The sequence below is a fragment of the Corynebacterium sp. L4757 genome, assembly GCF_043673995.1.
Classification (GTDB): Bacteria; Actinomycetota; Actinomycetes; order Mycobacteriales; family Mycobacteriaceae; genus Corynebacterium.
The window spans coordinates 202379-221815 of the sequence record NZ_JBIMEN010000006.1 but is presented as its reverse complement, the minus strand read 5'-3'; the positions used below and the strand labels follow the sequence as shown (position 1 = coordinate 221815).

The window sequence follows — 19437 nt, the reverse complement described above, 5'->3', positions numbered from 1 at the left end:
TGTTAGGACCACGGATTTAGTAACACCGTGGTGAGTATCCAGTAACGCCCGGGTGAGTATCGAGTAACACCCGGGCGTTGACTATGCGCCGCTACTGCGTATTGGCTTCGAGGCGCATGTTCGGACCTTCCAGCGTGATGATCTCAGCGCCAACGACAAGCCGATTCAGTATCGACTCGGCGATGACAGCATCCGGGATGGACTTGTACCACTCATCGGGCGTGAACTGGGAGGTGACAATGGTTGATCCCCGGTGTTCACGCTCAGCAAGAATGTTGAGCAGCTGGTGTGCTGTGGCAGCATCAATCGGCGTTGTTAAGAAGTCATCAAGCACGAGTACATCCGCCAGGTGGAGATCTTGAAGAAACTCCATGCGTGCTGCGTCATCATGGCGCAGCACCATCAGCTGGTTAGCCAGGGTGTCTGTGCGGAAGAAACGAGCAGAGTAGTCGTTTCTGCACGCAGCGGTAAGTAGTGCTTGGGCCAGGTAGGTTTTGCCGACGGATGATTTGCCGAGGATGACAATGCTTTGCGCTTTTTGACACCATTGGCAGTGAGCGAGTCTGGTGATTTGCTCTTTGTTGAGGTTGCGGCCGGGTGTGTAGGTGATGTCTTCGATACACGCATCGAGATTTGGCGATCGGGATGCTTTGAGTAATTTGTTGACTCGTCGTTCACGCTTGGCCGCAACTTCTTTATCGAGTGCGTAGAGCACCTTGTCAGAAAAACTCCATGAGTCGAAGATGGGATCTGCTGCAATATCAATCACGGTTCGGCCAAAAGCCGTCATCCGGAGATCGGTAAAGACAGGCAGGATCGATTCATCAAGAAAGCGCGCTGATGCTGACGCTGGTTGTGGCTGTGTCATGACTGCGAAGGTCCTTTCTTCGTGAGGTTTTCCATACTGAACTGGGCAGACCCACCCAGATATGCACCGCGGGTATCGCGTGCGTGTTCCACCGGTGGTGTTTCAGGCGGTGTTGCAGCTGGCAGATCATGGCCTGTCGGGCGGGTTGATTGGTCTTTGCGTACCGCGGCCATCATGTTTTTCACCGCGGTATACGACACAGCCCTCCTGGTGCCATCAGGTGCGATCAGGCGTGCACAGGCTTGTTCCAGAATCACTTTGTTGGCGTGTTTGCCCATATTCAGTACGTTTCGGCACGACTGAAATGCCTGGACAGGGATTGCCTTTGCGCTGATGAGTTCTTCGATGACTGTCCGGGTTGCTGGACCGATCTTGGCTGCTTCACGGTAGAAGTACTCACTGGTCCACAATCCTGTGGTATCAGCCATGTTGGCAGGAATATGATCCACATCGGTGACATAGATCCCACGGGCTTGGGCAAGCCGGTGGGTTGCAACACGCTGCCCGGCATCAAAGACGGTTACTTCATTGCCAGTGATACGTACATCGACAGTCCGGCCGACAAGCTGGTAAGGCACCGAATAACGTGCAGTGTTGACGGTGATGTGGAAGTTGGGGGCGACTTTCGCACGTTTCCATTCGGTATGCTGCCACGGTGTTGTGGGAAGTTCGCCGAGTACATCGTGTTCAAACTCGTCAAAGAGCATCCTTCTGCTGGTGTTGTTACCGCGAAACGGTACCGCGTCATTGATGCCGTCAACCAGGCTGCGGATGCGTGCATTGAGTTCATCGAGCCCAACGCATTGATGCCCGTGGAGGGTGTGGATGACTTTTTGGGTGATGATCTTGACTGCTGCTTCTACATTCGCCTTGTCCTTTGGACGCCGAGCACGAGCAGGCAGCGCGGCAGTGTTGTAGTGCTCAAGGAATTCCTCGTAGGTGGAATTGACCTGCCGGTTGCGGTCAGCAGCACTAATTGCGTGTGATGCTGTCGAAGCATTATCAGGCACGATGACTTCAGCAACCCCGCTGAAGTATTCAAATGCTTGGATATGTGCCCACAGCCACGCTTGTTGTCGCTGGTTCGGGCAAGCACAGGCAAATAACATGCCGGAATACGGTAGTGATGCTACGAAAATGCTGACTTTTGCACCTCGGGCATGGGTTGGGTCGAACAGGCGCATTGCGGTGCCGGCCCAGTCGACTTGCATGGTGTGTCCCGGGGCATGGGTAATGCGTGCTGTAAGTCCTGTGACATCGACGTGTTCAGCAACAAGCTGGCGGAAGCGCTCGTAGCTGTAGTAACGCTGGGATGGGTGGGCTGGTTGGGTGGTGTAGCGGCCCCACAGGACTTGGAGGGTGACTTTGTTGCGGCCGGTGCGTGCTTTGGTCACTGCGTCGAAGTCGATGGGTACGAAGTCGCCTTGGGCAGCACTTCGGCCATCAACAAACCATGTGGCCATTTCTTCGTCGGTAATACCGGCGAGTTGTTCGCAGGTTGTGATCTGGTGTGCCGCTATTGTGTGGCGGGCTTTTTGGACTGTGGTGTGTGAGCATCGCACAGTCGAGCAGATTTGGCGGACGGACCAGCCTTGTAAGACTAGGTCCATCACGGCCCGGTAATCAGTCACGATCGGACTCCTCTGATGATGCCGCGTGCCCTGTTGTCACGCGGTCAGAAGAATCTTCTCCCAAAGCGTTACTCGATACTCACCATTGCGTTATCCGATAGTCACCACGGTGTTACTAGATACCCCCGCGCAACAAGCCATTCCATATGACTTTGATCTCTAAACATGGCATTGTTCTTATGTCAGGTCATTAGTATTTTGCCTTCTTTTCGAGGCAATCAGCGCTCAGTTGTCCCTGCCTGGCTGGTGGCCGTCCTCGAATTTTCTACTAGACCTTTCTCTCGCTGCATAACCGGCAGAAATCGGGGAGATCCCGTATTCCCGTCTTCACGGCCGTCCGGTAGATTGTCAGAGGTAATTGTTTTAAGACAATATCTCCCGGTTCCTGCTTAAGGAATGCGTGAGTGTGAGGAAAGTACCGGAGTATATGAGCAACCAGAACACTTCTACCCCTGGCAATGGGGCGGATAATGATTCCGTCCCGGAATCTGGCAGTGAAGAAAACGCCGGCGTAGGTGAGTCATCGGCAGCGACCAAGGAATCGTTGGGTGATAAGGCAGCGGCGCGTGCGATTAATTTGCACAAGCAATATGGTGAGGGCGAAACCGCCGTTGTAGCGATTGACCACATCAACATCGAGTTTGAACGCAATAAGTTCACTGCGATCATGGGGCCATCGGGTTCTGGTAAGTCGACTCTGATGCATACGATGGCGGGCCTTGACCGTGCTTCCTCCGGCGGCGTCTTTATCGGCGACACTGATCTGTCTTCTCTTAATGACAAGCAGACCACTGCGATTCGCCGTGACCGCCTCGGCTTTATTTTCCAGTCTTTCAATCTGGTTCCAACTTTGACGGCGGAAGAAAATATCACTCTGCCAACTGATATCGCGGGCAAGAAGGTAGATCGCGAGTGGTTTGAGGAGATTACCACCCGCCTGGGTCTAGCTAAGCGCCTTCAGCACCGTCCGGCAGAGCTCTCCGGTGGTCAGCAGCAGCGTGTTGCTTGTGCCCGTGCTCTCGTGTCACGTCCTGAAATCATCTTCGGCGATGAGCCAACCGGCAACCTGGATTCGAACTCCTCCGCAGAGGTGCTGGATATTCTGCGTACCGCGGTGGACAAGGATGATCAGACCGTGGTCATCGTTACTCACGATCCGAAGGCGGCTGCTTATGCCGACCGCGTCGTGTTCTTGTCCGACGGCAAATTCATTAATGAACTGCAAGACCCATCTGTAGAAGCCATCCACCAGGTGATGGCGGAGATTGAGAGCTAATGGCTAGTGGATCAACTATGCGCAGGGTGTCCCTGCGTAATATTCTCGCGCACAAACTAAGGCTCGCGCTGACGATTCTCGCGGTGGTTCTGGGTACCTCATTCATTGCAGGTTCTTTCATGTTCACCAAGACGTTGTCGGATACCTTCGACTCAGCTATTTCCTCATCTTTTGATGGGGTGGATGCGGCAGTGAGCCCAGCTGACGGCCAAGACGGAATTTCTGAGGAGACCCGTCAAGCCATCGCCGCTGATCCAGAGGTCGGCTCAGTCAATGTTCGTGGCAGCCAGACCGTGGTCGCGGCTAATGAGGACTCTGAGGCTTTCCAAACCGGTGGCGGTTCCTCATCATTGGTGCCTTTCTATCCGGAAGACGAGTATGTCGGTGAGTCCTACACCATGTCTGAGGGAAACGCCCCGGAAGGCACGGATGAGGTAGTCATCAACCAGGGTGCTGTCGATGAATATGGCATCGCTGTGGGGGACACGTTGATTCTGGTGACCCCAGATGAGCACATCAATGTTGAGGTCTCAGGCATCTACGATCCGCCGGTAAGCTCCGGGTCCTCGATCACGTTGATGATGGATGAAGCCGGCTACTTGGAGCGCTTTGTTACCAATGGCGTAGTTACCTCCTTAGCCGTCTCTGGTGCTGGTGATTCTGAGCCAGATGCACTGGTTGAGCATCTCAATAATGAGTATGACGTCTCAGCCGAATCTGGTGAGAAGCTAGCGGAAGAGATGACCGAGGCAATCGCGCAGGGCATGCAGTTCATCAACTACTTCCTCGTTGCTTTCGGTCTCATCGCGCTGCTGGTGGGCACGTTTATTATCGCGAATACGTTCTCGATGATTGTCGCGCAGCGCACCAAGGAATTCGCGCTGTTACGCGCATTGGGCGCATCGCGGCGCCAAATCACTAATTCAGTGGTTACGGAGTCCTTCATCGTTGGTGTAATTGGTTCTGCGGTCGGTGTGCTGGCAGGCATGGGTCTGGTTGCCATCATCAAGCTAGTACTCAATGCCAATGAGATGCCGATGGGCTCAGGTCTTGGCCTGACTCCAAGCGCGGTGCTGGTGCCAATGATTTTGGGCACCATTGTTACCGTCATTTCCGCTTGGGCGCCAGCACGTCGCGCTGGTTCCGTAGAACCGGTTGAAGCGATGCGCACGACCGAGTCCGCTGCAGGTTCTTCGCTTAAGGTTCGCACCATTATCGGTACTCTGATGCTGCTAGTAGGTGCAGCATTCGCTATCTGGGGTGCGGTATGGACCGATGGATCCACCGGCAGCCGCGCCTCCTTGGTTGGCGTGGGCGCATTACTGGTGGTCGTCGGATTCTTCCTTGCCGGTCCTGCACTGAGCTTGCCGATCGTCCCAGCGTTCGGACGACTTATTGGCGCACCATTTGGTGCGGTGGGTTCTCTTGCGGCGACCAACTCGAAGCGTAACCCGCGCCGTACCTCGGCGACGGCATTTGCACTGACCTTGGGTCTTGCGCTGGTGACTGCGATTGGCATGCTGGGCGCGACGATGAATAACTCCATTGAAGATTTGATGGAAGATAACGTCTCCGCCGATTACATTTTAAGCGGACCGACGGATGGCTCTTTCCCAACCCCCGGTAATACCGCTGAGGTGGCGCAGGAAGCAGAGGGCGTGGCAACAACCACCACCGCTGGTATGGCGCCAGTGCTTATCGATGGCCAGTCTGCCATGAACTATGGTCCCCAGTTTGAATTCAGTAATTACGTAATTGGTAACCCTGAAGAACTGGTGACATTCGAGGTCGTTGAAGGTTCCATGAACCTGGAGGAGAATCCGGGATTCATTGCGGTTGACACCATCGCTGAAGAAAACGGTTGGGAAGTCGGTGAGTCCTATGAACTTACCTCCCCAGTAGCGCCAGGGGAGACCCGTGAGGTTGAGCTGATTGGTACCTATAAGCAAAACCCAATGCTGGAAGGCTTTGCGGTATCGAAGTCCATCTTTGAGGATTTCGTTCCTGATAACACCGGTTACCTGCTGTACGTGGGCGTTAACGGTGAAGAAGGCATCGACCAAGAAGAGCTGCGCACGAATCTGGAGGAGTCCCTGAAGGAACTCATCGTTGTCCAAGTGATGACCTCTGAAGAATATGGTGGTGAGGCAACCGCCATGATTACGCAGATGCTGTCGATTCTCTACGCGCTCTTGGCTCTGGCGGTCATCATCGCCATCCTGGGCATTGTCAACACCTTGACCCTGGGTGTCATTGAGCGCCGCCAAGAAATTGGCATGCTGCGCGCTGTAGGTACACAGCGCCGCCAGGTCCGCACCATGATTACGCTCGAGGCAGTTCAGATCGCTGTCTTCGGTGCAGTCATGGGTATGTTGATTGGTCTCGGCCTGGGCTGGGCATTTATTGAAGTGCTTTCCGGTACCGGCCTTGAAGGTGCGGTTGTTCCGTGGGGTCAGCTGGCCATCATGCTGGTCTCCTCCGCAGTTGTTGGCGTGATTGCAGCCATCTGGCCATCAGCCCGCGCAGCGAAAACCCCGCCGCTCGAAGCCATCGCTGATTAGTGATTAGCGCGAAAGCTCCGCACTAAACAGTAGTCAAAGGTCACTGTCAGGATTGATTCCTCACAGTGACCTTTTGTATTTCATGCGCACGCTTCACGGCAGGTGTCTAGCTGGGAGTGATTCCCCAACCGTTGTAGATACGCCCGGCCCAAATAGTGCCGCGGTGGGCAACAATTAAACCAACGGCGAGGGTGAAAAAGAGATATCGAATCAGCCGCTTATAACGCTTGGATTTGATGAGCCCAGAAAGCTCGGATGCAAGGGTGGACCACGTGGACAAAGCTCCAGCGAAGCCAGTAGCGACAATGGCCGGGAGCATGGTGGAGAGTGAGTCAGATTCAACAAGCGTGGCAAACCCGATTGCCAGCCCGGCGGCGAGCGAGGCGAACATATTGGCCACGAAGGTGCCAACGTAGCGAGGAAGCCACTGCGAAAGCATAGAGCGCAGCATGCCGCCTAGAAACGCGGCGGCAGCAAAACCAGTGATGAGTATAATTGTGTCAGTCATGCTGCACGTACCTCGCGCTGCTGAAGGAGTTCACCGGCCATGTAGCAAGCAATACACCCGGCAACGGTGAGGACTACGTATGCGATGGCTCCTTGTGCAGTCATCGCGACAGTAGCAGTGGCGAAAGCAGAGAAACTTGTGAAACCACCTAGTACGCCTTTGCCCCAAAACGGACCAGGCTGAAAATAGCCCATCAGCGCAGCGCCGATGAAATTGATGGCTAACAAAGGCCAGACCGGCGCGAACGCGCTTAGCGCGAGCGTCAGTCCCCATCTGGCGAATGCGCCCACGACGGCCCCGGCGCCGACTAATAAATGTTCCCGCATGGCCTAAATCATACGTCCGCAGTCAGGGGAGTCGTGTAAAGATGCACTGCAAAGAAGTGCACTACGGGGGATACTAGAAGAAACATCGCTTTCACCAAGGAGAAACCAACATGGCGCATGAGCGTGCCGGGCAGCTGGCCCAACCCAGTGATTTGATTGATATTGCGAACCTGGTCACCGCGTATTACACGCTGAAGCCGGAGGTTTCTAACCCCGATGAGGCAGTGTCCTTTGGCACCTCCGGTCACCGCGGTAGCTCCTTGGATAAGGCGTTCAATGAGGACCATATTCTGGCGATCACGCAGGCTATCGTGGATTACCGTGCTACCCAAGGCACCACTGGCGCGATCTTTGTTGGACGCGATACACATGCGCTGTCGGAGCCGGCCATGGTTTCTGCATTGGAAGTTCTTCTGGCAAATGACATTGAGGTCCGCGTGGATGGCGCGGGACGGTTTACACCGACCCCTGCGGTCTCGCACGCTATTTTGACCAACCCGGGCACCGATGGCGTCGTGATCACGCCTTCGCATAACCCTCCGCGTGATGGGGGATTCAAATATAACCCGCCAACCGGTGGCCCAGCAGATTCTGAAGCTACTGACTGGATCGCGCAGCGCGCAAATGAGTACTTGGGAAAGGAACTCGAAGGCGTGCAGCGCCTCAGTGTGGATGGCGTACTGGATGAGCGCTTGGTCAAGTGGGATTTCATGGGCAATTACGTGGAGGATTTGGCCAATGTGATTGATATGGAAGCCATCGCGAAGTCGAAGATTGCGATTGGTGCGGATCCGATGGGCGGGGCCTCGGTGGACTACTGGGGAGCGATTGCCAAGCGCTACGGGCTGAACATGACCGTGGTCAACGAGGACGTTGACGCCACTTTCCGCTTCATGACGTTGGATACTGATGGAAAAATCCGCATGGATTGTTCTTCACCGCATGCGATGGCCTCGTTGATTGAGAACCGCGAAAAGTTTGATCTGGCAACGGGTAATGATGCTGACTCGGATCGTCATGGCATTGTGACTCCGGATGCGGGATTGATGAACCCGAACCACTACTTGGCAGTGGCTATTGACTATCTCTTTAGCCATCGTCCGCAGTGGGGTGATGCTGGTGTGGGTAAGACTTTGGTGTCATCATCCATGATTGACCGCGTGGTCGAGCAGTTGGGCAAGACACTTGTTGAAGTACCCGTTGGTTTTAAGTGGTTTGTGGATGGTCTGCTCGATGGCAGCATCGGCTTTGGCGGTGAAGAATCCGCCGGTGCGTCCTTCCTACGCTTTGATGGCAGCGTGTGGACCACGGATAAAGACGGCATCATCCTGAACCTGTTGGCAGCAGAGATCATTGCCGTGACGGGGAAGAGTCCATCGCAGCGTTATGCGGAATTGGCTGAGCAATTCGGTGCGCCGGTCTACGCGCGAACTGATGCTCTAGCCAACCGCGAGCAGAAGGCCGTGCTGAAAGCACTGTCCCCAGAGCAAGTGAGCGCAACGACGCTAGCTGGCGAGGAGATCACGGCGAAGCTGACCGAGGCTTCTGGCAATGGTGCTGCGATTGGTGGGTTGAAGGTCACCACCGAGAATGCGTGGTTCGCGGCACGCCCCTCCGGAACAGAGGATAAGTACAAGATCTACGCAGAATCCTTTGTTGATGAAAAACACCTGAGAGAAGTGCAACAAGAAGCCCAGAGTCTAGTGTCCGGGGTTTTAGGGGACGCATCAACCGACTAGGGTATTAAGGGTGAAATTTCTTAACAAGGCGTTCATTCTTGACTGTGTCAGCGCGTTTGCGCGCTTTTACATGGCATATATCTGGATTTCAGCAGGTATTTCGAAGCTGGACCAGCACGCCACAGTCGCGATGACCATCCGAAACTATGATATTTTCACCGGCGAATGGTCGAATTTCCTTGCACACCTCATCGGGCCTTTGGAAATCATGGGTGGTGTGCTGCTGCTTCTCGGCCTGTTTTTGAAGAAATCCAACACGGTGGCAATCATCGTGCTGACCTTGTTCGTCATCGGTATTTCGCAGGCCTGGATCCGCGGGCTCGAAATTGACTGTGGTTGCTTCGAAGCAGATCCAAATGCGACCGACGGTCCAATGAACTATCTGAAGACTATCCTGCGAGATGTTTTCTACATTGCGTTGTCAGCGTGGACAATCTTCCGCCCATTTAAGAAATTCGCCATCTACCCTTAAGAGATGACTCACTATGGGGCGAATACCAGGCGGGAAGTGCTGCACCCCATAGTGTTTGTTTGATCAATATAAAGTAGCATCTAGGTGCGAAAACCTATTACGTATTAGTGAAGAAAGTTGGAGCGAACTTATGGCTAAGACCGCCAAGGTTTCAGACCCGAATAAGAAGGGCGGTGCCGGTTTCCTGTGGGGCATCGTTGCCTTGCTCGTCATCGTTGCTATTGTCATCGGCTACATCGTTATCAATGGTCAGCGTGGCCGTGCAGCTGAGATCGAAGACGTGAACTTCAACGTTGCATTTGAAGATGATGCGGTTGTGATGTCATCCGATAGCGCTACTGCGGATACTCCACAGGTTGACCTGTACGAGGACTTCTCTTGCCCTCACTGCTCGGACCTGTCCATTGAGACCTCCGATGATATGAAGAACGCTGTTGAAGCGGGCGACTTGATCGTCAACATTCGTCAGCTGAACTTCCTTGATGGCAACGATCCTTCAACCAATGAGGGCCACTCCACAATGACCGTTGCTGCAGTTACCCCATTGGCTGAGGCAGGCGACGCCAAGGCATGGTGGAACGTACACAAGGTCTTGATGCAAGACCAGCAGCGCGTCTACAACAACTGGTCCGCTGATGACGTTGCAGATCTGGCTGCTGAAGCTGGCGCTGATTCTGAGGTTGTAGATGAGGTACGCAACTCTGAGCTGTCCACCGGCCAGGAAATTGCTACCGCCAACTATGAGCTGCTGGAAAGCCAGACCGGCTCTGTTTCCTCCCCACGCGTTGTCATTGATGGCGAGGACATCCCGGATGAAGAGCTCAACAACTGGGTTGCATACTCCATCGAAAACGCCTAGAACCAGAGCTAATCCTCTATAGACTTCAGGTGTAGTGACCTCACCCGATAACACCGCCAGCGATTTGGTTAACCAATCGCTGGCGGTGTATCTTATAACAAGTGCTTTCGGGCACTATGAACACATGTTTTCATGTGTTTGGGGCTATGGCGCAGCTGGTAGCGCACCACACTGGCAGTGTGGGGGTCACGGGTTCGAATCCCGTTAGCTCCACAAATAACCCTCTTTCCACTGGTCAGAGGGTTTTAATTTTTGCGTGGAACTGTTGGGATAAAGTTCCGTGATGGCTTAATGAGAATGCACGACAGTCAAGAGAACAGCGCTATCCTCGAGCGCGGTGAGACCATGGCGCTGCTGGGGGACTACTGCGTGGTCGTTTGCTCCTAGTTCGAGGGAATCTTCCGCGGCGGTCAGCTTCACCCGTCCGCGCAGAACATGGAGTAGGGCCTGTCCAGGATTCTCATGTTCCGAAAGTTCTTTGCCTTCCTTCAGGATGAGCAGCACTTGTGTGAGGGAGCCGCCAGGTACCGCACGAAATGGGTGGGTAGCGCGGCCGCTGGACACTGATGCGGCCTTTTCCATCAGCTCATCAATCAATGAATCTAGATTTACGCTATTCAAGGCATCTGACATGGCCTGCACTCTCTTTCTGTGGAAGGGTGAACAAGGAAACACGCTCTATAGCCGAGCTTAGACCGCGTGGCAGATGTTGGCTATAGATCTTGAGTAGTTCCTCGGACTGCTTATCGTGGGGGTCTGTCTTGCGTAGTGTGGGCGACATGAATGAATTGATCGTGACGGAAATGATCAGTCTCGACGGCGTCATGGAGGCCCCTGGTGGTGAAGATGGCTACCGCAATGCCGGATGGACGTTTCAAGGAATTGAGTTCGCCCCAGCTGCCTATGAGATGAAAGGCACGGAACAGCAAGAAGCTGGCGCGCTCTTATTAGGCCGGGTGAGCTATGAAGCATTCGCTCCGGTGTGGCCTGCGATGGAAGAGTTCGCCGGATATAACGCCATGCCGCGCTTTGTTTTATCCACCACGTTGGATTCCGATGATGAGCGCTGGCCCGCACAGATCTTGTCGGGGATTGATGAAGTGTGGGCGTTGAAAACGGGGGAGCATGGCACTTTTGACGGGCCGATTCTCGTGCACGGCAGTGCCACGGTGGTGAAGTCACTGCAGGAAGCAGGGCTTATCGATAAGCTGCACCTGCTGGTGTTTCCTGTGCTGCTTGGGGAAGGCAAGAAGCTATTCTCTGACGCTAAGCTCTCCGCGCAGCACCTTGAGCTTGAAGACTCTGAAAGCTATTCAAATGGCATCATGAAGATGGTGTACCGGTTCAAGAAGTAGCAAGAAAAGGGGAGGGCTATGTCAACGTTTACCAAGACGACCACCGTTGCTGACCAGGCCGGTGCTGAGGCAGCCGGGCTGAAGTGGTTGGCCAATGCCACCGAGGAAGCAGCTGCGCACGTGGTGGAAGTAGTTGGGGTCAATGGAAACCAGCTGATGGAAAAGCGGGTGGAAACAGTACTCCCGGACCAAGAATCGGCGTTTGAATTTGGGCGCGTTCTGCGGGGCATTCACGAAGCCGGCGCTGACGCTTTTGGTGCACCACCAGAAGGCTGGAATGGTAAGAACTACATTGGCCGCATTGAACAGTCGTGTATTCCACAAGAAAGCTGGGTAGAATTCTATACCGAGCAGCGGGTGTTGCCTTTCGCGCGTCAGGCAAATCTACGCCCAGATATTTTAGAGGCAGTGGAGAAGGCGTGTGAGAACATCGTTAAGCATGCCGATGCCCCGGAATTTAACGTAAAACCTGCACGCATTCACGGCGACCTGTGGGCAGGCAATGTGCTCTTCGGCCCTGATGGTGTGGTCATGATTGACCCGGCCGCACATGGCGGGCACCCGCATACTGACCTAGCCATGCTGGAGCTCTTTGGCACACCACATCTGGTGGATATGTTGGCCGGATATGGCAATCCCGATGTGGACTTTGCACTGCATCAGCTTCATCCTTTAGCAGTGCATGCGATGACCCATGGCCTGGCTTATCACCGTGCACTCGGGGATGCAGCCCACCAGGTGCTTACGCGTTTTAGCTGAACGTCCATACGCGTAAGCACGGTTAATGAGGGCAAACCTATTCTTCACCATAAGTAATTGGGCCTTGCGGCATGTGGCGCTTGTGCGCGCCGCGGCGCCATAAGGATTCGATGGTGGCGGCGGAATCGGCAGGCACCTGCTTGCCCTCCAGATAATCATCGATGTGGGCATAGGTGACGCCGAGCGCCTGCTCATCTGGCAAGCCCGGCTTATTATCTTCCAAGTCGGCGGTAGGCACCTTGGCCCATGTTGATTCTGGTGCGCCGAGATACTCGAGCATCTGCGCGCCCTGGCGCTTATTAAGCCCCTCCAAAGGCAGAAGGTCGGCTGCGCCATCGCCCCACTTGGTGAAAAATCCCGTGACATTCTCCGCCGCGTGGTCGGTGCCAAGTACCAGCAAATTCCTCTCACTTGCCACGGCATATTGCGCAATCATGCGCAGGCGAGCCTTGACATTGCCGCGGTTAAAATCACCCAAATCCTGCCCGCCAAGGCTTTGCGCCACCTGGTCATCCATGGCTTTGGTGGCATCAGCGATATTGATAACTAAAGAGTGATCTGGCTCGATGAAGCCCAGTGCTACCTGCGCGTCTTCTTCATCTGACTGCACACCATGCGGCAAGCGAATGGCATAAAACTGCGCACCCTCAACTTTGTCGGTGGCTAACTGTGCGAGCTTGCCCGCCAGCGTAGAATCCTGCCCTCCGGAAATTCCCAGCACGAAACCCGCAGCGCCAGTGTTTTTCAAGTAGTCGACCAAGAATCCGACGCGGTGCTCGACTTCCTCACCCGGATTAATGCTGGGCTTGGTGCCGAGGGCGTCAATAATGTGCTGCTGCAGGTTGTCCATGTGGCCATTCTAACCTTTGTTGCCAGGCAGTATTACTGGTCATCTTGATGGATCAAGAAGGTGCGCGACTCTGGGCATGGAAAGTAGCTCGGTGCTTAAATAGTTTCTTGTGAGTAATGACAGATATGTAAAGCTAGTCGCAGCAATCGCGGCATTAGGCGGCCTCCTCTTCGGCTATGACACCGGCGTTATGTCCGGTGCTTTGTTATTTATTAGCCCAGAATTCGACATGACCGCCCACCAAGAAGGTTGGGTAACCTCCATGCTCTTGGTCGGTGCAGCTGTAGGTGCGCTCATTGCTGGCCGGGCAGCCGATGCACTAGGACGGCGCACGACCCTGCTGATTGGTGGCGCGGTCTTCGTCTTGGGCTCCATCTGGTGTGCGCTGGCTGATTCTATTTTCATGCTCGGCGCTGCCCGGACCTTCCTGGGCGTGGCTGTTGGTGGTGTCTCCATTGTCTCCCCGATGTACATCGCTGAGATGGTCCCACCAGCTATCCGCGGACGCATGGTGTCTTTGAACACTTTGATGATTGTGGTCGGTCAACTGCTGGCTTATTTGGTCAACTCCGCGCTGGCGCCAACCGGGAGTTGGCAATGGATGCTGGGGCTGGCCGCAGTACCAGGCGCAATGCTTTTTGTCGGCATGCTTTTTGTCCCCGATTCCCCGGTCTGGCTGGTCTCCAAGGGGCACGTGGATGCAGCGCGCCGGGTAGCTGGTCAGCTTGGTATGGGGCTCGATGAGCTCGCGCCACCTGAAAATAGCCGTGGTACGGCAACAGAATTCTCCGTGCTGAAATCCACCCGCTGGATTCGCGTGACCGTCTTGCTGGCCATGCTTATGGGGTTGACGCAGCAAATTACTGGTGTCAACGCCGTGGTGTACTTCGCGCCAACCATGATGAATCAGGTCGGCATTTCCACCACCAACTCCGTCTATACCTCCATTGTTATCGGCGTTGTATCGGTGCTGGCATGTTGGGTCGGGCTGAAAGTAGTGGATCGCATTGGACGGAAGCGCCTGCTGATGATCGGTTTGGCCGGCAATACCGTGTCTCTATTCATTTTGGCCGTGGTGTACTCATTTGCTGATGGTTCCTTCTTCTTTGCCATGTTGTCACTGTTCTTTATGGCAACGTTTATCGCATTCCAGCAGGCCGCTGTATCTCCTGCGACGTGGCTGCTGATCTCCGAGCTCGTTCCGGCGCAGGTGCGTGGTTTGGGCATGGGTATTGCCGGTCTGAGCCTGTGGGTGACCAACTGGGCAGTGGCCCAATACTTCCTGCCGCTGGTGGAGTGGTTGACTGGCCCCGTTGCCTTCGCAGTATTTGGTGTCCTCGGCATTGTTGCTTTGGGCTATACCCGCGCCCTGGTACCAGAGACCATGGGTAAATCCTTGGACGAGGTTGGTGCTGAGATGCGTTCGCGTTATGATCGTGGCTAGGAAGGTGCAGCATGCGCCGCACGCTCTAGGGCACACGTGTTGATTTCACCATTTTGGTCTTTACGGTGCTATAGGGTAATATTCTCCCTCGTGTCATGACCAGGGTTTTGAACAAACTCTTCAGTCATGCTTGAACAGTATTAACCGCAATTAATCTTAAGGCTCGTCTATTGTTGGATGGGTCAGGATGCGCATAACGAAAGGAGCGCCCGATGAAGGTTCGCAAGTCGCTTCGGTCGCTGAAGAAGAAGCCGGGCGCCCAGGTTATTCGCCGCCACGGTAAGGTCTTCGTGATCAACAAGAAGGATCCACGTTTCAAGGCTCGTCAGGGCTAAGATACGCCGATTCACCCTAAAGCCACCCAGGTATCCCTAGTGACTACCTCGGGTGGCTTTAGTCTTGCCTTCGGGGGCTTGAATTCTAGGCGTCATTGCTCGTCTCGATACTTGCCTAGGGAACCTCTTCCAAGATGCCAAAGGCGATTAAGTGGCGTAGGCCACTCAACTTGGGGGATACCATACTAAAATGTGAACTTAGTCACAAAGGGTTTGGCGGAAAAGGTAAACCTGCAGGTAATTTCACGGATGTAGTTCTGGGGAGTTTCAACGATGTAATTGTTGAGGCCTACATGTGGGGTCGAGGGAATGTCTATCCTGGTAATTTCACGACTGTAACTACTACATGTTGTTATGGTTGCGGGTTATTGGCACAAAGTATAGTGTTGTCAGTGTTGCTCAGCGGATAGGGATAACCGCTCGAGAATTGTTCTAAAAGGCTCAAATCGGGCGCATACGCAGCCCACATGAAATTAACAAAGGTTAGGTTCGCACCATGTCCATCACTCTCTACACCAAGCCAGCTTGCGTCCAGTGCACCGCTACTAAGAAGGCCCTTGACCGTGCGGGACTGTCCTACAACACTGTTGATATCTCCATGGATGATGAAGCACGTGACTACGTCATGGCGCTCGGCTACGTTCAGGCTCCAGTTGTTGAAGTAGACGGCGAGCACTGGTCTGGCTTCCGCCCAGAGCGCATCAAGCAGCTCCAGGCAGCCTAAGCCATATTGCAGTTATGTGGAGGGCCTAATCCCTCTGCGAGCGTGCCTGCTTTGCCCTGTGGGGCACGCTTAGTGCCAATCCAGTAAGGCGCTAGAAGAAGTACTGGAAGCTAGTCGCATGAGAGTTCAACAAGGAGGGGGTCGGCCGTGCTGGTCGTCTACTACTCTTCTGTCACTGATAACACCCATCGCTTTGTTCAAAAGCTCGGCCTGCCGAATGTTCGGATTCCGCTTCGGTTAAAGGACGAGCCTTTAATTGTTAATGAGCCTTATGTGCTGGTGTGTCCAACTTATGGTGGCGGAGTTTCGCTTAATCACGAAAATAGTAAGCCTGTTCCGAAACAGGTCATCAAGTTCTTAAATAACGAACATAACCGCAGTTTCATCCGCGCTGTGATCGCCGGCGGAAATAGTAACTTCGGTCCAGACTTCGGCAAGGCCGGGGATATTATTTCCGGAAAATGTAAAGTCCCATACGTGTATCGTTTCGAGTTGATGGGAAATGACGAAGACGTTCATCTCTGCCGAGAAGGTCTTCTCCAAAACGCCCGCAAGCTGGGGTTGCTTCAGCAAGCAAGCTAAAACTCAAGGCCGTAAATACTATTAGGAATTACGTCTTAAATTTTTTGATGAAAGGTCGAGTGCTTCACAGTGACTCAACAATTGGGAAAGACCGTAGCTGAGCCAGTAAAGCAGGAAGAGAAGCTGGACTTCCACGCGCTCAATGCACTGCTTAACCTCTACGACGAAGATGGCAAGATCCAGTTCGATATGGACCGCGAGGCCGCGAACCAATACTTCTTGCAGCACGTTAACCAAAACACGGTCTACTTCCATGACTTGGAAGAAAAGATTGAGTACCTGGTTGAGAATAAGTACTACGAACCAGAAGTTATTGAAGCCTATGACTGGGAGTTCGTGAAGTCCCTGTTTAAGCGCGCTTATTCCTTCAAGTTCCGCTTCAAGTCCTTCTTGGGCGCATACAAGTACTACACCTCTTACACGCTGAAGACCTTTGATGGTCGCCGTTACTTGGAACGCTTTGAAGACCGCGTTTCCATGACCGCATTGTTCTTGGCTGATGGTGACACCGCTATCGCTGAAAGCATGGTGGATGAGATCATGTCAGGCCGGTTCCAGCCAGCAACCCCAACCTTCCTCAATGCTGGTAAAGCACAGCGCGGCGAGCTCGTGTCCTGCTTCCTGCTGCGTGTTGAAGACAACATGGAGTCCATCGGTCGCGCAATCAACTCCTCCCTGCAGCTGTCCAAGCGCGGTGGAGGCGTCGCTTTGCTGCTGTCCAATATTCGTGAGTCCGGCGCTCCTATTAAGCACATTGAGAACCAGTCTTCAGGTGTTATCCCAGTAATGAAGCTGCTGGAAGACTCCTTCTCTTATGCCAACCAGCTAGGTGCCCGTCAGGGCGCCGGTGCCGTTTACTTGAGCGCACACCACCCAGATATCTTGAACTTCCTGGATACCAAGCGCGAGAACGCGGATGAGAAGATCCGTATTAAGACCCTGTCTTTGGGCATCGTTATTCCGGACATTACTTTCGAGCTGGCAAAGCGCGATGAGGACATGTACCTGTTTAGCCCTTATGACGTTGAGCGTGTCTACGGCAAAGCATTCGGTGACATCTCCGTGACCGAGCACTATCACGAGATGGTGGAAGACCCACGTATCCGTAAGAAGAAGATCAACGCACGTCACTTCTTCCAGACCGTGGCTGAGCTGCAGTTTGAGTCCGGTTACCCATACATTATGTTTGAGGACACCGTCAATGATTCAAACCCAGTGAAGACTGGTCGCATCAACATGTCCAACCTTTGCTCCGAGATTCTGCAGGTCAATGCACCATCTACGTTCAATGATGATTTGAGCTATGAGAAGATGGGCAGCGACATTTCCTGCAACCTGGGTTCCATGAACATCGCTTTGGCGATGGATTCCCCAGACTTCGGTGCCACCGTTGAGGCAGCAATCCGTGGCTTGACCGCAGTTGCGGATAAGACCGCTATTGATTCTGTACCTTCCATCCGCAGCGGCAATGATAAGTCCCATGCGATTGGCCTGGGTCAGATGAACCTGCACGGCTACTTGGGCCGCGAGCACATCTACTATGGCTCCGAAGAAGGCTTGGACTTCACCAATGCTTACTTCGCGGCAGTGCTTTACGCAGCGCTACGCGCATCCAACAAGATTGCGAAGGAACGCGGTGAGACCTTTAGCGAGTTCCCACAGTCTGAGTATGCATCTGGTGCTTTCTTTGACCGTTATAACCCAGCGGACTTTGAGCCAAAGACCGAAAAAGTCAAGGGACTATTTGCTAACTCTTCTATCCACACTCCTTCCGAGGAAGACTGGGCGGATCTGAAGAATGAGGTTATGACCCACGGTCTGTACAACCGTAACTTGCAGGCTGTTCCGCCAACGGGCTCCATTTCCTACATCAATAACTCCACTTCCTCGATTCACCCAATCGCTTCCAAGATTGAGATTCGTAAGGAAGGCAAGATTGGCCGTGTGTACTACCCAGCGCCACACATGGACAATGACAATCTTGACTACTTCCAGGATGCATACGAGATTGGTCATGAGAAGATCATTGACACCTATGCGGAAGCCACCAAGTACATTGACCAGGGTCTGTCATTGACCTTGTTCTTCAAGGACACGGCCACCACCCGTGACATCAACAAGGCTCAGATCTATGCATGGCGCAAGGGCATTAAGACCTTGTACTACATCCGTCTGCGTCAGATGGCTCTGGCTGGTACCGAGATTGAGGGCTGCGTATCCTGCATGCTCTAAAGCCCGGCTCAATACAACACAAAAATTGAGCTGAGTGTGACGAAGGCCTGCGATAAACACCACAGAAGGTGACTATCGCAGGCCTTTGTTGATCTCCAACCAAAAGTTCGAGGAAACTTTCAAGGAAGCTACTGATAAAGCTCGCTCGTTTCATCACGACTATCGAGCAAAATGCGGCGGTTCAGTTCTTGGGCCTCGACGTGCTGGCGGTTATTAATCGCTTCCGCCAATTCCACGTGCAGGCTGGCAGTATTTCCCACTGGGTTGCGCTTTTTCGAGCCGAATATTGACTTGCCCTTGAGAATCATCAGCAGCGAAGGCGCGAGTGCAACAAACATTTCATTGTGCGAAGCAGTGAAAATCAGGGTATGAAACTTCAGGTCTACTTCCAAGGCTTCACCCACGCGTGAGGAGGGGTTGGTTTCCAACTCTAAGAGACGGTGCGCCAACGTTAAGATTTCCTGTCGTTCATCCTCTGTGGCCGACCCTGCAGCTACGGACGCGGCGATTGGTTCGACAGCAAAGCGCAATTGGTTCAACGAACGCTGCTGTGCAGGGCGTGCCTTGTCATTATTGAGCCGCCAGGAAATCACATTCGGGTCAAAGCTCACCCAGCGCGAAGAAGGCAGCACCGTCAGACCCACGCGGGGAGAAGTTTCCACTAGCCCCATGTGTTCAAGAGTGCGCATGGTTTCGCGCGCAACGGTACGAGAGACATCAAACCGGTCAGTAATGTCGGTCAGTGTAAATTTCTCACCCGCAGGAATTTTGCCTGTGACAATCTCATTGCCGATTGATTCAAGCACAGGATTAACCAAAGGCACACGCCGCGGATCCGTCACGTTGGTCTCCTTATCACTATTCGAGTTTTTCAATCCAAGACCCAAGATGGAACATCTTTCCACTTGCGGCCGAT

At 53.7% G+C, this 19437-nt stretch carries 19 protein-coding genes and 1 tRNA gene; 13 read left to right on the top strand and 7 right to left on the bottom strand.

The window, feature by feature from the left end; all coding sequences use genetic code 11:
- Nucleotides 1–91: 91 nt before the first annotated feature.
- Entirely contained in the window at nucleotides 92–868 is a 777-nt protein-coding gene (locus ACG98I_RS09330; RefSeq protein ID WP_394719293.1) for an ATP-binding protein, read from the bottom strand.
- Nucleotides 865–2499: an IS21 family transposase gene (gene istA / locus ACG98I_RS09325; protein WP_394719292.1), complete on the bottom strand. Its 1635-nt coding sequence runs from the start codon at nucleotides 2497–2499 to the stop codon at nucleotides 865–867. Before istA ends, ACG98I_RS09330 begins: the two co-directional genes overlap by 4 nt.
- 427 nt (nucleotides 2500–2926) lie before the next feature.
- Between istA and ACG98I_RS09320 the strand changes: the two genes are divergently transcribed.
- Nucleotides 2927–3775, top strand: a complete 849-nt coding sequence (locus ACG98I_RS09320; RefSeq protein WP_394720261.1) for an ABC transporter ATP-binding protein — start codon at nucleotides 2927–2929, stop codon at nucleotides 3773–3775.
- Nucleotides 3775–6336: an ABC transporter permease gene (locus ACG98I_RS09315; protein ID WP_394720259.1), complete on the top strand. Its 2562-nt coding sequence runs from the start codon at nucleotides 3775–3777 to the stop codon at nucleotides 6334–6336. The genes ACG98I_RS09320 and ACG98I_RS09315 overlap by 1 nt, the downstream gene beginning before the upstream one ends.
- Nucleotides 6337–6442: 106 nt before the next feature.
- On the opposite strand, the gene ACG98I_RS09310 is transcribed toward ACG98I_RS09315, so the two are convergent.
- Together ACG98I_RS09310 and ACG98I_RS09305 are read right to left on the bottom strand one after the other, a co-directional pair.
- The gene (locus ACG98I_RS09310; protein WP_394720257.1) at nucleotides 6443–6844 is read right to left on the bottom strand and encodes a CrcB family protein; all 402 of its coding nucleotides are present in this window, start codon (nucleotides 6842–6844) and stop codon (nucleotides 6443–6445) included.
- Nucleotides 6841–7170, bottom strand: coding sequence for a fluoride efflux transporter family protein (locus ACG98I_RS09305; RefSeq protein ID WP_394720256.1), 330 nt, complete (start codon nucleotides 7168–7170; stop codon nucleotides 6841–6843). Before ACG98I_RS09305 ends, ACG98I_RS09310 begins: the two co-directional genes overlap by 4 nt.
- Nucleotides 7171–7280: 110 nt before the next feature.
- Between ACG98I_RS09305 and pgm the strand changes: the two genes are divergently transcribed.
- The 4 genes from pgm to ACG98I_RS09285 all read left to right on the top strand — a co-directional run bounded on the left by pgm (nucleotide 7281) and on the right by ACG98I_RS09285 (nucleotide 10453).
- The gene (gene pgm / locus ACG98I_RS09300; RefSeq protein WP_394720254.1) at nucleotides 7281–8909 is read left to right on the top strand and encodes a phosphoglucomutase (alpha-D-glucose-1,6-bisphosphate-dependent); all 1629 of its coding nucleotides are present in this window, start codon (nucleotides 7281–7283) and stop codon (nucleotides 8907–8909) included.
- Between the two features lie 10 nt (nucleotides 8910–8919).
- On the top strand, nucleotides 8920–9381 hold the full coding sequence (locus tag ACG98I_RS09295; protein ID WP_394720252.1) for a MauE/DoxX family redox-associated membrane protein: 462 nt from the start codon (nucleotides 8920–8922) through the stop codon (nucleotides 9379–9381).
- Between the two features lie 130 nt (nucleotides 9382–9511).
- A complete protein-coding gene (locus ACG98I_RS09290) occupies nucleotides 9512–10240 on the top strand; it encodes a DsbA family protein (protein ID WP_394720251.1) in 729 nt (242 codons plus the stop codon).
- A 140-nt stretch (nucleotides 10241–10380) separates the two neighbouring features.
- Nucleotides 10381–10453 (top strand) — tRNA-Ala (locus ACG98I_RS09285).
- A gap of 75 nt (nucleotides 10454–10528) precedes the next feature.
- Here the strand turns inward: ACG98I_RS09285 and ACG98I_RS09280 are convergent.
- Nucleotides 10529–10873 carry a cupin gene (locus tag ACG98I_RS09280; RefSeq protein ID WP_394720249.1) on the bottom strand — a complete coding sequence of 115 codons (345 nt, stop codon included), beginning with the start codon at nucleotides 10871–10873 and terminating at the stop codon, nucleotides 10529–10531.
- A gap of 146 nt (nucleotides 10874–11019) precedes the next feature.
- Here ACG98I_RS09280 and ACG98I_RS09275 point away from each other — a divergent pair, with 146 nt between their 5' ends.
- Nucleotides 11020–11595 carry a dihydrofolate reductase family protein gene (locus tag ACG98I_RS09275; protein WP_394720248.1) on the top strand — a complete coding sequence of 192 codons (576 nt, stop codon included), beginning with the start codon at nucleotides 11020–11022 and terminating at the stop codon, nucleotides 11593–11595.
- Between the two features lie 18 nt (nucleotides 11596–11613).
- Nucleotides 11614–12354, top strand: coding sequence for a fructosamine kinase family protein (locus ACG98I_RS09270; protein ID WP_394720246.1), 741 nt, complete (start codon nucleotides 11614–11616; stop codon nucleotides 12352–12354).
- Nucleotides 12355–12391: 37 nt separating this feature from the next.
- Here ACG98I_RS09270 and nadE read toward each other — a convergent pair whose 3' ends face one another.
- Nucleotides 12392–13204 (bottom strand): ammonia-dependent NAD(+) synthetase, encoded by an 813-nt coding sequence (nadE, locus tag ACG98I_RS09265; RefSeq protein ID WP_394720244.1) that lies wholly within the window; start codon nucleotides 13202–13204, stop codon nucleotides 12392–12394.
- A gap of 109 nt (nucleotides 13205–13313) precedes the next feature.
- Between nadE and ACG98I_RS09260 the strand changes: the two genes are divergently transcribed.
- The 5 genes from ACG98I_RS09260 to nrdE all read left to right on the top strand — a co-directional run bounded on the left by ACG98I_RS09260 (nucleotide 13314) and on the right by nrdE (nucleotide 18521).
- A complete protein-coding gene (locus tag ACG98I_RS09260; RefSeq protein ID WP_394720242.1) occupies nucleotides 13314–14648 on the top strand; it encodes a sugar porter family MFS transporter in 1335 nt (444 codons plus the stop codon).
- A gap of 212 nt (nucleotides 14649–14860) precedes the next feature.
- On the top strand, nucleotides 14861–14983 hold the full coding sequence (ykgO, locus tag ACG98I_RS09255) for a type B 50S ribosomal protein L36 (protein WP_003847162.1): 123 nt from the start codon (nucleotides 14861–14863) through the stop codon (nucleotides 14981–14983).
- A 496-nt stretch (nucleotides 14984–15479) separates the two neighbouring features.
- The gene (gene nrdH, locus ACG98I_RS09250) at nucleotides 15480–15707 is read left to right on the top strand and encodes a glutaredoxin-like protein NrdH (protein WP_394720240.1); all 228 of its coding nucleotides are present in this window, start codon (nucleotides 15480–15482) and stop codon (nucleotides 15705–15707) included.
- 147 nt (nucleotides 15708–15854) lie between these two features.
- The gene (gene nrdI, locus ACG98I_RS09245; protein ID WP_394720238.1) at nucleotides 15855–16289 is read left to right on the top strand and encodes a class Ib ribonucleoside-diphosphate reductase assembly flavoprotein NrdI; all 435 of its coding nucleotides are present in this window, start codon (nucleotides 15855–15857) and stop codon (nucleotides 16287–16289) included.
- 69 nt (nucleotides 16290–16358) lie between these two features.
- On the top strand, nucleotides 16359–18521 hold the full coding sequence (nrdE, locus tag ACG98I_RS09240) for a class 1b ribonucleoside-diphosphate reductase subunit alpha (protein ID WP_394720236.1): 2163 nt from the start codon (nucleotides 16359–16361) through the stop codon (nucleotides 18519–18521).
- Between the two features lie 128 nt (nucleotides 18522–18649).
- Here the strand turns inward: nrdE and ACG98I_RS09235 are convergent, their stop codons facing one another.
- A complete protein-coding gene (locus ACG98I_RS09235; RefSeq protein WP_394720234.1) occupies nucleotides 18650–19363 on the bottom strand; it encodes a FadR/GntR family transcriptional regulator in 714 nt (237 codons plus the stop codon).
- Between the last annotated feature and the right edge of the window lie 74 nt (nucleotides 19364–19437).

Bases quoted from the DNA above. Each gene is read 5' to 3' on its own strand.
- ACG98I_RS09330 (WP_394719293.1), bottom strand. From the start codon at position 868: ATGACACAGCCACAACCAGCGTCAGCATCAGCGCGCTTTCTTGATGAA.
- ACG98I_RS09320 (WP_394720261.1), top strand. From the start codon at position 2,927: ATGAGCAACCAGAACACTTCTACCCCTGGCAATGGGGCGGATAATGAT.
- ACG98I_RS09315 (WP_394720259.1), top strand. From the start codon at position 3,775: ATGGCTAGTGGATCAACTATGCGCAGGGTGTCCCTGCGTAATATTCTC.
- ACG98I_RS09310 (WP_394720257.1), bottom strand. From the start codon at position 6,844: ATGACTGACACAATTATACTCATCACTGGTTTTGCTGCCGCCGCGTTT.
- ACG98I_RS09305 (WP_394720256.1), bottom strand. From the start codon at position 7,170: ATGCGGGAACATTTATTAGTCGGCGCCGGGGCCGTCGTGGGCGCATTC.
- pgm (WP_394720254.1), top strand. From the start codon at position 7,281: ATGGCGCATGAGCGTGCCGGGCAGCTGGCCCAACCCAGTGATTTGATT.
- ACG98I_RS09290 (WP_394720251.1), top strand. From the start codon at position 9,512: ATGGCTAAGACCGCCAAGGTTTCAGACCCGAATAAGAAGGGCGGTGCC.
- ACG98I_RS09280 (WP_394720249.1), bottom strand. From the start codon at position 10,873: ATGTCAGATGCCTTGAATAGCGTAAATCTAGATTCATTGATTGATGAG.
- ACG98I_RS09275 (WP_394720248.1), top strand. From the start codon at position 11,020: ATGAATGAATTGATCGTGACGGAAATGATCAGTCTCGACGGCGTCATG.
- ACG98I_RS09270 (WP_394720246.1), top strand. From the start codon at position 11,614: ATGTCAACGTTTACCAAGACGACCACCGTTGCTGACCAGGCCGGTGCT.
- nadE (WP_394720244.1), bottom strand. From the start codon at position 13,204: ATGGACAACCTGCAGCAGCACATTATTGACGCCCTCGGCACCAAGCCC.
- ykgO (WP_003847162.1), top strand. From the start codon at position 14,861: ATGAAGGTTCGCAAGTCGCTTCGGTCGCTGAAGAAGAAGCCGGGCGCC.
- nrdH (WP_394720240.1), top strand. From the start codon at position 15,480: ATGTCCATCACTCTCTACACCAAGCCAGCTTGCGTCCAGTGCACCGCT.